Source organism: Nocardioides agariphilus (genome assembly GCF_015352445.1).
Taxonomy (GTDB): Bacteria; Actinomycetota; Actinomycetes; order Propionibacteriales; family Nocardioidaceae; genus Nocardioides; species Nocardioides agariphilus.
Window position 1 is genome coordinate 1 of record NZ_JADKPO010000034.1, and the last position, 13,238, is coordinate 13,238.

Consider the following 13,238-nt stretch of genomic DNA (forward strand, 5'->3'; position numbering starts at 1 on the left):
CTCCTCTGCCCCTTCCACCACCACCGAGCCCACCACCCCAACTGGGACACCCACCACCACCCCGACGGCACCACCACCTACACCAGACGCCAATAGGAATGCCGCGGCTCGCGTACTTCCGTGGTCTGCGTGCACTGTCAGCCGCTGAGCGGGCAGCGCTGGCCTGGCGCCATTGACTGCCGTCAGCCCTCGCAGCACGCTCGGGGGATGACAATGGCCCCGACGAGCACCCAGGGGCGGCGGTGGCTCCTTGTGCAGGCAGGCAAAGGCGTGCTCGGGTTTGCGGTGCTCGGGCTCGCGGCGGCCTGCAGCCCCGATGACGAAAACGAGACGGATATTGGCGGCTGCCCTGGCCGTAGCGGCTCCGCCGCCGGATTGGACTGGTGGCGAGTCGACTTCGCCTATGTGTCGGCCTACGTGCTCGTGCGCGGCCGCGAGGCGGCGTTGGTCGACTGTGGCCTTGGGAGTCGTGTGGACGAAATCGGAGCGGTGCTAGGAGCCGCTGGCACTGGGTGGGATCGCGTGCGCCATGTCCTGATCACTCACGCTCACCTCGACCACCAGCAGGGCTTGCTGGAGGTCACCACGCGGGCGCCGGACGCGGCCGTCTACGCCGGCACGGCCGAGACGGGCCAATTGCCGGGCTGGTTGTGGCGGCAGTTGCGCCCGGTTAGTGACGGCGAGGAGATCTTCGGCCTGCAGATGGTCGACACACCCGGCCACACCGCCGGCCACATCGCCGTCTTCGATACCGACTCGCGGGTGCTCGTCGCCGGAGACGCCATCTCTAACACCATCAACGGGCTGCAAGGCCCGATGTCGGAGTTCTCCGCTGACATGCCGACAGCCGCAGAGTCGGTCCGCAAGCTCGCCGCCCTGGAGCCCCAGGTCATCCTCTTCGGCCACGGTCCCCCTGTCCAGCGAGACGCCGCAGCCCAGCTGCGACGGCTCGCCAGTTCCCAATGAGCTGATCACGTCGAGGAAGGCCTGCCGGTCACCTGCCCCGGGGTGAACGTGTGATGTTCGGGGACGCAACCGGGCGCGGACTGTTCGAAGACCAGGAAGCGCCAGATCGTCGTTGGGTGGGTGGGTGGACCTCTTCCGGCCAGAACCACCCGAAGTGACTAGTGGCAAGAACCACGCAGCAGGGGTTGACTCGGGGGCAGGCCGGGAAGGGAGACCCGGACGACGATCGGCTGCGGGGGGCTTGCCGTGTGGACGGACGCGGACGTGGTGGACGCTGTCCGAGACGAGCCTGCCGCCGCGGCGAAGGCCCTGGAGCTGTTGCCGTGGAACGGCACGCAGCCGCTGACACCCGAGGCGATCAGGGCCGCGGCCGACCTGCTGGGCAACGACCCGGCCGAGATGTGGGTCGACCAGCTGGCCGCTCGCTCGCTGCTGGAGGCGTTCGCCCATGCGCTGTTGGCGCAGGGCATCGCACTCGAGGGCGAGCCGGAGGTGCCGGCCGGGGTCGAGTGGGACGACCACGTGAGTCCGGAGGAGACCAGCGAGTTCATGGTCAAGGCACCGTTGATGCGATGCCGCGTCTTCGTCAACGACTTCTACAAGGGGACCGGCTGCCTGGTGGGTCCCGGGCTGGTGCTCACCGCGTGGCACGTCGTCGCCGTCGCGGCGCCCGGCCAGCCGCAGGAGCCGGCGCCCACGATCACGGTCCAGCTGTTCGACGACACCAAGCACGAGGCGTTCATGCCACCGCAGTTCGCGTCTCCCTGCAGCCAGGCCGAGTTCGAGCAGCGCCCGCCGCGCGCTGACACGGACGTGGCCGGTGGGCACGACGTCGCCCTGCTGATGCTCAAGACCAGGGCGCCCCGACACCTCGGCTACGCGCGCCTGCCGCGGCCTGCCCCATCGGCCAGGTCGGGCACCAGCATGTTCCTCGCACACTTCCCGGAGGGCGCGGACCCCGGGCTCGGTGTCGGCCATACCGCCAAGATCCGCAACGTGACGGCTCGGTGGCGCCACGACGTACACACCGATGCCGGTTCCTCGGGCGGCGCCTGCTTCGACAACGCGACGGCCTTCGTCGGGATCCATCAGGGCGTCTGGGACAAGCGCGGCGTCATGGTGCCGCTCGAGCGGTTCATCGCCGACGTCGCGCCGCATGTCGACAAGGACATCGCACCGCGACAGCTGTGGGCGCTCGACGACGCCGGCACCCGGCTGGTGATCGGACGGGACCTGTTCGTCGAGTCGGTCAGCGCGGCCGGTGAGGCCGTCACGCGCGTGCGGGGGGCATGGGTACGCCGGCGCAACATCTCGTCCAACCAGGTCGGGCTCGGCTACTCCTTCGACATCCTCCAGGAGCTCTTGCTGCGCCGGCGCGACAAGCACGCCCTGGTCCGGGTGGCCAACGACGCGGTGGTGCCGGACCTCCTCGCCGACATCCGCGAGCGCGTGGTCGCCGCCGGGGTCGACCTGCCGCCGATGCCGACAGCCGAGGGCGCGGCGCCGACCCAGACAGCCACCGAAGGAGCCTCCCGAGCCACGGCCAACCTGCTCACCATGGCGGTCAACGGCGCGGCCGAGGCAGCCGGGACGACGGTCTGGTTCTTCGTCGACAACCCGACCGTGCCGCTGGACGAGGCGTCCCGCTTCTCGCTGGAGTCGTTCGTCGCTGCCGTGCTGACGCAACCTCGGCTGCGACTGGTGCTGACCGGCATGGAGACCTTCACCTTCGCCGGGCAGCAGTTCGCGACGCCCGGAGCGGCCGCGGGCGAGGGCGCACCGGGACTGGTCGTGGAGTTCGTCGGCTCCTTCCAGCGCGCCGACCTGCTCAACTTCTTGACCCAGGTGTCCGACGAGCTGACGGGCGATACGAACCCGACGGAGGTCGGCCTCGCCGCCGACCGCGCCCTGCTCCCCCTCAAGGGCAAGGACGTCAACGGCTTCTTCGAGATGGCCGGGCTACCGCCCGTCCTCGAGGAGCTGCGCAACTTCGTGACCCTCCTGCGCGAGCGAGCGAGCGGCGGATGAGCGAGCACAGCAAGCGCGCGCGGGACGCGGTCTCGCTGGACGACGTACGCGAGGAGCTGGCCGCCGTGCGCAAGTACGCCGCCTTGTCCGGCCCCTTCGAACCGGTGCAGGCCCTGCGGGCCATCGGCACCGACGCGGCCTCGCTCGGCCCCGACAAGCTGACCCTGATCTCGGCCGGGCTGGCCCAGGCGTGTGAGCCGGCCAGTGAGCCGGCCAGTGAGCCGGCCAGTCAGCCGGCCAGTGACGCAGCCGGACGGTCAGGCGCCAGCGGCTCGGCCCCGCGGTGGCTGATGCGGGGCTCGGAGCGCCGGCGCGAGCTCGAGGCGATCGGCGCCGACGGGACCTCCGAGGCGGTCGGCTGGCGCCAGCAGCAAGATGCCGGCCGCGGCACCGACCAGCAGACCACCGATCTCCTCGACGCGCTGCTCGGCCACGGCCGGTTCGGACGCGACAGCCTCACCACCCTGGCGACGACAGGCACCGACCAGGCCGAGCTGGCCCGCACGGCCGAGGCCCTCGAACGGGCCGGCGCCAGCGCCCCGCAGTACGACCTGGTCCCGATGCTGCGGGCGGCGCTGACCAGGCTCGGGCTGGAGGTCAACCGCCAGTCAGTGCTCGACGGGTTCGTCGGCCGAACAGCCGAGCTCGCCACGACCAGCGAGTTCGCACGCGAGGGGACGGACCGGCGCGTGACCACGCTTTACGTCCAGGGCCTACCCGGGATCGGCAAGTCCACGCTGCTCGACGCAACGGCGGCGCAGCTGGTGCGCGAGTCACCCGACTGGCTGGTCGTGCGTCTCGACTTCGACCGCGCCGGCCTCGACGTGCAGGACTGGCAGGGCCTCACCCTCGAGCTCTCCCGCCAGGTTGCGGCCCAGGTCGACCCGGTCGGAGCCGAGCTGCTCGGCCAGGCCCGGGAGTCGGTCGTGGCGACGGCCTCCCTCGACTACGGACTCAAGGGCGACGGACGCCAGCAGGTGCACCCGCAGCTCGGGTCCGCACTCGGGACCGCGATCGGCCAGCAGCACCGTCGGGTGCTGGTCTTGATCGACACCCTCGAGGTGCTCCGCAGCCGGGGCGAGACCCAGCCGGCCCGGCTCTTCGACTGGCTCGACGACCTCGCCGGCTACGGCGTGCCGCTCACCGTCATCACCGCCGGTCGCGGCGATGCGCTCGGTGCAGTCCCGGAGCGCGAGGCCAGGAGCATCACGCTCGAAGGCCTCGACGACGCCAGCGCCGACCAGCTGCTCACCAGGCTCGGAGTCGCGCGTGAGGACCTGGCCAGGGTCAGGGCGGTGGCGCGCGGCAACCCGCTGGCTCTTCGGCTGGCGGCCAAGATCGCCCAGGAGGGAAACGCCGAGGACCTGGACGACGTCGCCGGTCAGGATCTGGGTCGCGACGCCTTCACCGCCGCCTACCTCTACCGCTTCCTGCTCTCCCGCATCGACGACGAGGACCTCGAGCGGCTGGCCAACCCGGGCCTGGTCGTCCGGGTCATCGACGCCGAGGTGATCCGCGAGGTGCTGGCGCCGGCCGTCGGCCTCGAGATCGGGGACGGCGAGCGAGCCGCCGCCCGCGCCGAGGAGCTGTTCGAGAGCCTGTCCAGCCAGCACTGGCTGGTGCAGCCCGACCCGCTGGTGCCCGGCTTCGTGCGGCACCGCCCCGACATGCGCGCCGTGCTGCTGCCGCTGCTCTACGAGAACCAGCCGGCCCAGTGCGCGCGCATCGATCGCAGCGCCGCCAAGTGGTTCGCTCAGCGCACCGAGGCCTGGGCTGCGGTCGAGGCGACCTACCACCGCTTGCAGCTGATGCGCGGCAAGCGTGCTGCCGACCGACGCCCACCCGCCGTCGACCCCGGCACCTTGGGCCAGCTCGACGCCCAGACCCTCGAGGAGCTGCCCACCGTCGCCAAGGACCTGGTACTCCGTACTCGCGGCGAGCGGACCACGAGCTACCGCGGGGTCGACACGTCACAGGACGACGACGAGATCGGCCGTCCACTCGACCCCGAGGCGGCAGCCGAGCTGCGCAGCATCGTCGAGCGCGGCGACTGGGTCGAGGGCGCGGTGGTCTACGACAGCGTGTTCGCCAAGGCCCTGTACGACGCCCGCTCACCCGACGCCGACACCGCACGAGCGTTCTTGTGGCGATCGGGGCGCTGGACCGAGGCCGTTCGTCTCCTGCAGGAGCGCGATGGTCTGGGCGCCGACGACTCCGACCTGCCCGAGCTGGCCAGCAAGTACCCGCAGGAGGCTTCGTGCCGCCTGGAGATGCGCGCCGAGCTGCAGTTCGACGACCTGGTGGCCCGCCTGCGCGCGCAGGAGCCGCTCGCCGGGCTGGCGACGTACCTGGTCAGCCAGGGGCTGCGATCCTCGCTCGTCCACGGTGCGCTGCGCCTGGCCGTCGAGGTGGTCAGCGGCTACCAGGCGAACAGCACCTCGATGCTCGACCCGGCAGGCGCGGCGAAGATGTGGTGGGCCGGTGGCGCCCTGGGTTCGGACGAGGCGCCAGCCGGACCGCGGATCGAGGAAGCAGCCGCCTGGAACCGGCTGAGCGCCCGAGTGCAGGGCGGCCGGCAGGCCCAGGGGCTCGCCTTCCGGGCCAGGCTCTTGGCGGTGCTCTCGCCCTACGCCGACCTCGTCACCGCGATCACCGCGACCGGGCAGCGTACGGCGGTCCTCGCTCACGCCGAGGGCGCCTACCGACGGCTCGACACGCTGGGGTTGCTGGCCCCCTCAGGGACCGGGCAGTGGCACGACCGAGCATCGTCGGCGTCCGACGCCGGTGGCCTGAACGCACTCACCGATGTCGGACTCCTCGCCGAGGCGATCGGCGCTGCTGGCTATCTGCAGCGCGACGCCGACCTCGCCCTGATCGCCAGGAGCGCCGAGCGCTGGCGCCGCACCATGGCCGGCAGCTGGTCCTACGGCAAGGTCGCCGCACCGTCGGGTGGCCCCGGTTGGGACCGCGACCTCGACGAGTCGATCGCCGACCGGGTGGCGACGCTGATCGGGTCGGGCGACCCGGTCGCCGGCAGCCGGGCCCAGCTGGATGCGTGGGCGGCGGCCGACAACGGCCACGAGGTCGTCCTCAAGGCCGTCCGCAGCCGCGCCGCAGCCAGCGTGCGCCGAGCAGGTGAGGCACCTGACGCCCCCGCCGCAGCCCGCGTCCTGCTGGCGAGGTACGTGCCGAGCGCGTTCGTTCCGGCCCTGAGTGTCCTGATCCGGCAGGACGCGACTCCTACCAAGAAGCAGCGACGAAGGAAGGGCTCCCGATGACCATCTCCGACGAGGAACGCCTAGCTGGCGTCACCCGCACGTTGAACCGCTCCCCCAACCTCCGGGCAGCCATCCACCGAGCGGCCGAGGACAACACGCTGGCCGACCTCGTCGGCCCGAACCTGCGGGCCGAGCTGGCGCGAACCCCCGCCCTGGAAGCGATCGCCAACGGCAACGCCCTGGAGTCGACCCTTCCGCCGCTGGCGCTCGAGGCGATCGTCAAGCGGATCGGCAGGCCGCCGCTGCTCGTGGCGAACCGCGAGATCCAGCTGGTCCCGCTGGACGACTTCCCTGCCACCACGCCCGCGCTGATCAAGGGCACCGAGCCGCTGGTGCAGTCGGTCGGGAGGGTCGCGTTCGTCAACGCCTCGATGGCCTGGGGCGGCACCGGCTGGGTGGTCAAGGCCGATGGGAGCAAGCGCGTGGTGGCCACCAACCGTCACGTCGCCAAGATCGTGGCGAGCCGAGCAGCAGACGGCTCGGCCTTCTTCATGCGCTCGCCTGCCGGGCCGCGTTACGGCGCGATGGTCGACTTCGGTGAGACGCTCGTGCCACAACCCGGCTCCCCGGAGCCGTTCAAGGTCACCCGGGTCATCTACCTCGCCGACGATCTCTCCCCCGACGTGGCGCTGCTGGAGATCGAGGGCGACGGCCTGCCGTCGGCCTTCGAGCTGGCCGACGAGGAGGCCGACGCCGAGGAGCTGGTGGCCCTGATCGGCTACCCGGCGTTCGACTCCCGCAACGACGTGGCGGCCCAGGAGTTCTACTTCCACGACCTGTACGACGTGAAGCGCTACGCACCCGGCAAGGTGCTGCAACCGCTCGGGACCGAGACCATCTTCACCCACGACTGCACGAGTCTCGGCGGCAACTCGGGTTCGCCGCTGCTGCGGCTGCGCGACGGCAAGGTGGTGGGCCTCCACTTCGCCGGGAAGTTCGGCGTCGCCAACAGCGCTGTCGGCGTGACCACGCTGCGCCGCGTCCTCGACGGCAACCCGCCGGTGACGCCGTTCTCGAGCCCGGCGACGACGACCGAGGCGACGTCCGACGGCACCCACGAGGCCGACTTCTTCGCCGGCCGGCAGGGATACGACCCGGCCTTCCTCGGCGGCGGTCAGCACCTGGCTCCGTGGCCGGGGCTGCCCGACGCGGTGACTGCCGTGCTGGCCACGCCCACCGACGGCACGGCCGCGAACCCGCACGAGCTGCGCTACACCCACTTCGGCGTGAAGTACCGCAGCGACCGCCGCCAGCCGTTGATGACGGCGGTGAACATCGACGGCGCCAAGTCGGTGCGCATCAAGCGCAGCCGGGACAGGTGGTTCTTCGACAAGCGCGTGCCGCTGGAGATCCAGCTCAACCAGGACGACTTCGGCGACCGCGAGATCGACCGCGGTCACCTGGTGCGGCGCGAGGACCCCAACTGGGGCGACGACATCGTCGCCGGCCCCGATGGCCCCACGAGCGTGACCGCCAGCCTCGCCAACGACGACACCTTCCACTACGTCAACGCAGCGCTGCAGACCTCGAAGCTCAACCAGGGCTCGCAGCTGTGGCAGGGACTGGAGAACTACCTCCTCGACAGCGCCCGCACCAAGGGCTTCAGGCTCAGCGTCTTCACCGGACCGGTCTTCCGGCCCGACGACCCCGACCTCCACGAGGACGGCCGGTCCCCGCTGCTGGTGCCGCGGGAGTTCTGGAAGGTCGCGGTGATGGTCGCCACCGACGACACCGGGACCGAGAGGCTGCACGCCACGGCGTACCTCCTGAGCCAGGGCGACCTGATCCGCGACCTCCTCGAGCGACGCTCGCGCAACGAGGCCGTCGAGGGGTTCACGCTCGGCGAGTACCGCACGTTCCAGATCGCCGTGCGCGACCTCGCCGACGCGACCGGCTACGACCTGTCGGCCTACGCGGCCGTCGACCCGCTCGGAGCCTCGGCCGACACCGAGGGCGTTGCCGAGGGCGACCCGGTCTTCGTCCCGCTCGAGGACCTGCAGCAGGTCGTCACCTGAGGGTGGAGATGCCCAGTCCGAGCCTGCGACGCACCAGGCGATCGCAGGCTCGGACGGGTGGGACAGAGGTCAGTCGGCCACGAGGCCGGCGACACCGAACGCCGTGGCGACGAACGCCGACCCGGCCGGCGTCAGGCTGCCGCCCGCGCCGATGGTGAACGAGGAGACCGAGCCGTCGCGCATCCGCACGTGCAGGCTGCCGCCGTCGGGGGCGACCGCAGCGTCGGTCGGACCGGCGCCGGTGCCGGCCGCGACGGCCTCGACCAGGGTCAGGCTGCCGTCAGCCGCGATCCGGTAGCTGGAGATCGAGGCGCTCGCGGCGTTGACCACCCAGGCGTAGTCACCGGAGATCACCAGCCAGCACGCAGCCGCCTGGGTGTCGCCGAGCGCCTCGGTGATGCTGCGGAACCCGGGGGCGACGCGGTACGACGACGCGGAGCCGGATGCCGCCTCGGAGACCACCAGGGTGCCGCGACGGTCGAAGTCGAACCCGTAGGGGACCAGGCCGGCGGACGCGTGGGAGGTGGCCTGCCCGGCGTAGGCGCCCTGGACCCGGAACGTGTCGATCGCGTTGGAGCCGCGCTCGGTGACCGCGAGGGTGCGTCCGCTGGGGCTGAACTCGACCTGGGCCGCGTCGGTCAGACCTCCCGCCGGGTTGGCGGTCAGGTCGCGATGCGAGCCACGGAGGCGGTGCAGGTCGCCGGATCCGTCGTAGGTGAACCCGACGATGGTGTCGCTGTCGTGGTTGAGCACGTAGCCGACACCGTCGTGCACGGTGATGCTGACCGGACGGTCGCCGCCGGAGGCGATCCGGTCGGCGACGACGACCTTGGAGCCGCGGACGCGCAGGGCCGAGATGGTGTCGTCGCCGGCGTTCACGACGAACAGGAGCCTGCCGTCGCGGACGATGGCGCCTTGCGAGGCGAGGGAGGCGCCGGTGCCCAGGCCGCCGGTCGGCACCGAGCCGGCTCCCGTCAGGCTGCCGTCGGCGTGGCGGTCGAAGACCGCGATCGCGTTGCCTGCGGCGGCATTGGTCGGCTGGTAGACGTGACCGACGACCGGCCCCGCGGTCGGGTCGACCGCGACCGCCTGGCCGCCGAGGGCCAGCAAGGTGGAGGAGACGGCCAGCGCGGCGGTTCCGGCAAAGGCGAGCTTGCGCATGATTCAGGTCCTTTCGAGTGGGATGGAGCACGACGCTCCGGTCCACTCCGTCGGACCTGACGACCGATTCGTTACGGCCCGAAGAATGACGAGAAGATGACGCGGAGCCGGCGTAACGATGCGGCCTCCCATGGAGACTGTGCGCGCATGGACCATGACTTCTCAGACCTCAAGGCGACCTTCGTCAACTGCACCCTCAAGAAGAGCCCCGAGGTCAGCAACACCCAGGGGCTCATTGACGCGAGCGCCTCGATCATGCGCAAGCACGGCGTCGAGGTCGACGAGATCCGCTTCGTCGACCACGACATCGCGACGGGCGTCTGGCCCGACATGCGCGAGCACGGCTGGGCCAGCGACGAGTGGCCGCAGATGTATCCGGGCATCCTGGCCAGCGACATCCTGGTCGTCGCCGGGCCGATCTGGCTGGGCGACAACTCATCGATGACCAAGAAGCTCATCGAGCGGCTCTACTCGCTCTCGGGTGAGCTCAACGAGAAGGGCCAGTACCTGTACTACGGCCGGGTTGCGGGCTGCATCATCACCGGCAACGAGGACGGCATCAAGCACTGCGCGCAGAACGTCCTCTACAGCCTCCAGCACGTCGGCTACACGATCCCGCCCAACGCCGACGCCGGGTGGATCGGCGAGGCCGGGCCCGGACCGTCCTACCTCGACCCTGGCAGCGGCGGTCCCGAGAACGACTTCACCAACCGCAACACCACCTTCATGACCTGGAACCTGATGCACCTGGCCAAGCTGCTCAAGGACGCGGGCGGTGTGCCCGGCTACGGCAACCAGCGCTCGGAGTGGAACGCCGGCACCCGCTTCGACTGGGAGAACCCCGAGTACCGGTCGTGACCGTGTTGACGTGCCCCGTAGACGATGCGGTGGCCGGTGCGGTGGTCGGTGCGGTGGCCGGGGCGCTGGTCGGTGCCGCTGTCATCGAACCGAAAGGTACGGCGACGGACGCGGCGCGGTACGTTCCGGTCATGGGCGACGACCGCGACCTGGTCACGGCACTCCGGGCCGGGGACCAGCAGGCGTTCGCCGCGATGATCGACGGCTGGTCGGGCTCGATGCTGCGGATGGCCCGGCTGCACGTGCCGACCGACAGCGTCGCAGAGGAGGTCGTCCAGGAGACCTGGCTCGCGGTGCTGACGGGGCTCGACCGGTTCCGCGCCGAGTCGTCCTTGCGGACCTGGGTCTACCGGATCCTGCTCAACCAGGCCAAGACCCGCGGCGCACGCGAGCGCCGTACGGTCCCGTTCGCCAGCCTCGCTGGTGACGGCTACGGCTACGGCGACGGCGACCGACCGACGGTCGACCCCGAACGCTTCCAGGGACCCGACGAGCAGTACCCCGGCGGGTGGCGTCGGTTCCCCGACGAGTGGCCCGAGCACTCGACGCTCTCCCGTGAGCTGCACGACGTCGTCCGCCTGGCACTCGACGCGCTGCCGCCCCGCCAGCGGGTGGTGGTCGCCATGCGCGACCTGGACGGTCACACGGCCGAAGAGGTCAGCGAGCTGCTGGACATCTCGCCCGGCAACCAGCGAGTGCTGCTCCACCGCGGCCGAGCCGTGGTGAGGGCGCGGCTCGAGCGCTACTACCAGAGCGCGCTGGAGGCGACCCGATGAAGTGCAACGAGTTCGTCGAGCTGGTCACGGCCTACCTCGAGGACCAGCTCCCCGCCGACCAGCGCTCCGAGTTCGAGGAGCATCTGAGCCTCTGTCCTGGGTGCGAGCGGTACCTCGTCCAGTTCCGCACCACGATCTCCCTGTTGGGCCAGCTGCCCGAGGAGTCCATCACAGGACCTGCCCGCACCCACCTGCTCGACGCCTTCGCCGAGTGGGGCAGTGGCGGCGCCGCGGATGTCAGCGATCCGTAACCCCGAGCGTCCCTCGCGCGGCGGCCGTCGATGGCAGGCTGGTGACATGTCTGGGCGCGTGGCGCGCGTGCTGGTGGTCGACGACGACCCGACCGTGCGCGAGGTCGTGGTGTCCTACCTCAAGGCAGCCCGGCATGAGGTGGTCGAGGCGGCCGACGGGGAGTCGGTCGCGGCCATCGTGCGCGACCAGCGGGTCGACCTCGTGGTGCTGGACCTGATGCTTCCGGGCATCGACGGGCTCGAGGTCTGTCGCCGGCTGCGGGCCGGCGGCGACGACGTGCCGGTCATCATGCTCACGGCCCTGGGCTCGGAGACCGACCGAGTCGTCGGCCTCGAACGAGGCGCCGACGACTACGTGACCAAGCCGTTCAGCCCGCGAGAGCTCGTGCTGCGCATCGAGTCGGTGCTGCGCCGTGCCGGGGACCGCGGCGAGCCGGACCAGGGCCGGCTCGAGGATGGCGACCTCGCCGTGGACCTGTCTCGTCACGAGGTCACCCTGGCCGGCCGGGTGCTGGCCCTGACCACCCGCGAGTACGACCTGCTGCGCTTCATGCTCACCCACCCCGGCGTCGCGTTCTCCCGCGAGGACCTGCTGCAGCAGGTGTGGGGCTGGTCGTTCGGCGACCACTCCACCGTGACCGTGCACGTGCGGCGGCTGCGCGAGAAGGTCGAGCGCGACCCGACCATGCCCGAGCGGCTGGTCACCGTCTGGGGGGTCGGCTACCGGTGGGAACCCGCCGTCGTCGGAGTCGAGTGAGCCGCCCATGACCGACGACCAATGGGCGATCATCGGGACCGGCGGCGCCTGGGCCGCCGGGGCGGGGGCGGTGGGCCTGATGGTCGCCTACGCCGTCCGGCGACGCTCCTTCCGCTGGCAGATCGCCGTCGTGGCCGCAACCGCTGTGCTCGCCGTCGTCGCGGGCGTGGTCGGGACCGCCCGCGCCATGTTCCTCTCCGACCACGACCTGTCGGTGGTGTTGTGGGTCGTGGTGGTCGCGGCCGTGGTCGGGCTGGGGGTGTCCGCCATCGTCGGCTCGGCGTTCTCCCGCTGGTCGCTCACGATGCGCGACGACGCCCGCCGCTTCGGCGAGAGCGGCCGCTTCGATGCCGGCTCGCGCGGACCCGCAGAGCTCCAGGCACTCAGCGACGAGCTGGCCCACACCGCCGGTCGGCTGCGGGAGTCCCGCGCGCGCGAGCAGCGGCTGGAGGAGTCCCGGCGCGAGCTGATCTCCTGGGTCTCCCACGACCTGCGCTCGCCGCTGGCGGCGCTGCGCGCGATGACCGAGGCGCTCGAGGACGGGCTGGCCGACGACCCGCAGCGCTACCACCGCCAGATCCGCGCCGAGGTCGACCGGATGGTGCGCATGGTCGACGACCTCTTCGAGCTCTCGCGCATCCATGCGGGCGTTCTCGCCCTGAACCTCCAGCCCGTCGCGGTCCGTGACGTGGTCAGCGAGGCGATCGCCGGCGCCGATGCGGTGGCGCGAGCCGGCGGGGTGCGTCTGGGCGGCAGGGTCGATGACGGCCTGTTCGTGACCGCGGACCCGGGGCACCTCTCACGGGTCGTGTCCAACCTGGTCGTCAACGCGATCCGCCACACTCCCGCCGATGGTGTCGTCGACATCACCGGCCGGCGGATCGGCGACGAGGTGGAGCTGAGCGTCACCGACGCCTGTGGTGGGCTCACCAGCCACGACCTGGCCCGCGTCTTCGACGTGGCCTGGCAGGGCAGCTCCGCACGGACCCCGACACCGGAGACGCCGCAGTCGCCGATGGGCCGGGGGGCGGGTCTGGGCCTGGCCATCGTCAAGGGGCTCGTCGAGGCGCACCGCGGCCAGGTGTCGGTCGACAACCACCCGCCGGGCTGCCGGTTCGTGGTCACGCTGCCCGCGTAGTACACCGATT

At 71.3% G+C, this 13,238-nt stretch carries 10 protein-coding genes; 9 read left to right on the forward strand and 1 reads right to left on the reverse strand.

Going from position 1 to position 13,238, the window contains the following annotated elements:
* The first annotated feature begins 207 nt into the window (after positions 1-207).
* The 4 genes from ISU10_RS19080 (at position 208) to ISU10_RS19095 (ending at position 8,287) form a co-directional block, all read left to right on the forward strand.
* Positions 208-966 carry an MBL fold metallo-hydrolase gene (locus ISU10_RS19080; protein WP_194698029.1) on the forward strand — a complete coding sequence of 253 codons (759 nt, stop codon included), beginning with the start codon at positions 208-210 and terminating at the stop codon, positions 964-966.
* Between the two features lie 264 nt (positions 967-1,230).
* Complete coding sequence (locus ISU10_RS19085) at positions 1,231-2,994, forward strand: trypsin-like serine peptidase (RefSeq protein ID WP_194698030.1); 1,764 nt, start codon at positions 1,231-1,233, stop codon at positions 2,992-2,994.
* On the forward strand, positions 2,991-6,272 hold the full coding sequence (locus ISU10_RS19090) for an ATP-binding protein (protein WP_194698031.1): 3,282 nt from the start codon (positions 2,991-2,993) through the stop codon (positions 6,270-6,272). Before ISU10_RS19085 ends, ISU10_RS19090 begins: the two co-directional genes overlap by 4 nt.
* Positions 6,269-8,287 carry a DNA/RNA non-specific endonuclease gene (locus tag ISU10_RS19095; protein ID WP_194698032.1) on the forward strand — a complete coding sequence of 673 codons (2,019 nt, stop codon included), beginning with the start codon at positions 6,269-6,271 and terminating at the stop codon, positions 8,285-8,287. Before ISU10_RS19090 ends, ISU10_RS19095 begins: the two co-directional genes overlap by 4 nt.
* Positions 8,288-8,356: 69 nt before the next feature.
* On the opposite strand, the gene ISU10_RS19100 is transcribed toward ISU10_RS19095, so the two are convergent.
* Positions 8,357-9,448, reverse strand: coding sequence for a lactonase family protein (locus tag ISU10_RS19100; protein ID WP_194698033.1), 1,092 nt, complete (start codon positions 9,446-9,448; stop codon positions 8,357-8,359).
* Positions 9,449-9,595: 147 nt separating this feature from the next.
* Here ISU10_RS19100 and ISU10_RS19105 point away from each other — a divergent pair, with 147 nt between their 5' ends.
* The 5 genes from ISU10_RS19105 to ISU10_RS19125 are packed head-to-tail and all read left to right on the forward strand — an operon-like array spanning position 9,596 to position 13,228.
* Entirely contained in the window at positions 9,596-10,306 is a 711-nt protein-coding gene (locus ISU10_RS19105; protein WP_194698034.1) for a flavodoxin family protein, read from the forward strand.
* A complete protein-coding gene (locus tag ISU10_RS19110; protein ID WP_370865703.1) occupies positions 10,303-11,082 on the forward strand; it encodes an RNA polymerase sigma factor in 780 nt (259 codons plus the stop codon). The genes ISU10_RS19105 and ISU10_RS19110 overlap by 4 nt, the downstream gene beginning before the upstream one ends.
* Positions 11,079-11,333, forward strand: coding sequence for an anti-sigma factor family protein (locus tag ISU10_RS19115; protein WP_194698035.1), 255 nt, complete (start codon positions 11,079-11,081; stop codon positions 11,331-11,333). Before ISU10_RS19110 ends, ISU10_RS19115 begins: the two co-directional genes overlap by 4 nt.
* Positions 11,334-11,379: 46 nt before the next feature.
* Positions 11,380-12,090: a response regulator transcription factor gene (locus ISU10_RS19120; RefSeq protein ID WP_194698036.1), complete on the forward strand. Its 711-nt coding sequence runs from the start codon at positions 11,380-11,382 to the stop codon at positions 12,088-12,090.
* Positions 12,091-12,097: 7 nt separating this feature from the next.
* Positions 12,098-13,228, forward strand: a complete 1,131-nt coding sequence (locus tag ISU10_RS19125; protein ID WP_194698037.1) for a sensor histidine kinase — start codon at positions 12,098-12,100, stop codon at positions 13,226-13,228.
* Positions 13,229-13,238: the final 10 nt, after the last annotated feature.

Coding starts and splice junctions, on each gene's coding strand:
- ISU10_RS19080 (WP_194698029.1), top strand. CDS start 208: ATGACAATGGCCCCGACGAGCACCCAGGGGCGGCGGTGGCTCCTTGTG.
- ISU10_RS19090 (WP_194698031.1), top strand. CDS start 2,991: ATGAGCGAGCACAGCAAGCGCGCGCGGGACGCGGTCTCGCTGGACGAC.
- ISU10_RS19095 (WP_194698032.1), top strand. CDS start 6,269: ATGACCATCTCCGACGAGGAACGCCTAGCTGGCGTCACCCGCACGTTG.
- ISU10_RS19100 (WP_194698033.1), bottom strand. CDS start 9,448: ATGCGCAAGCTCGCCTTTGCCGGAACCGCCGCGCTGGCCGTCTCCTCC.
- ISU10_RS19105 (WP_194698034.1), top strand. CDS start 9,596: ATGGACCATGACTTCTCAGACCTCAAGGCGACCTTCGTCAACTGCACC.
- ISU10_RS19115 (WP_194698035.1), top strand. CDS start 11,079: ATGAAGTGCAACGAGTTCGTCGAGCTGGTCACGGCCTACCTCGAGGAC.
- ISU10_RS19120 (WP_194698036.1), top strand. CDS start 11,380: ATGTCTGGGCGCGTGGCGCGCGTGCTGGTGGTCGACGACGACCCGACC.
- ISU10_RS19125 (WP_194698037.1), top strand. CDS start 12,098: ATGACCGACGACCAATGGGCGATCATCGGGACCGGCGGCGCCTGGGCC.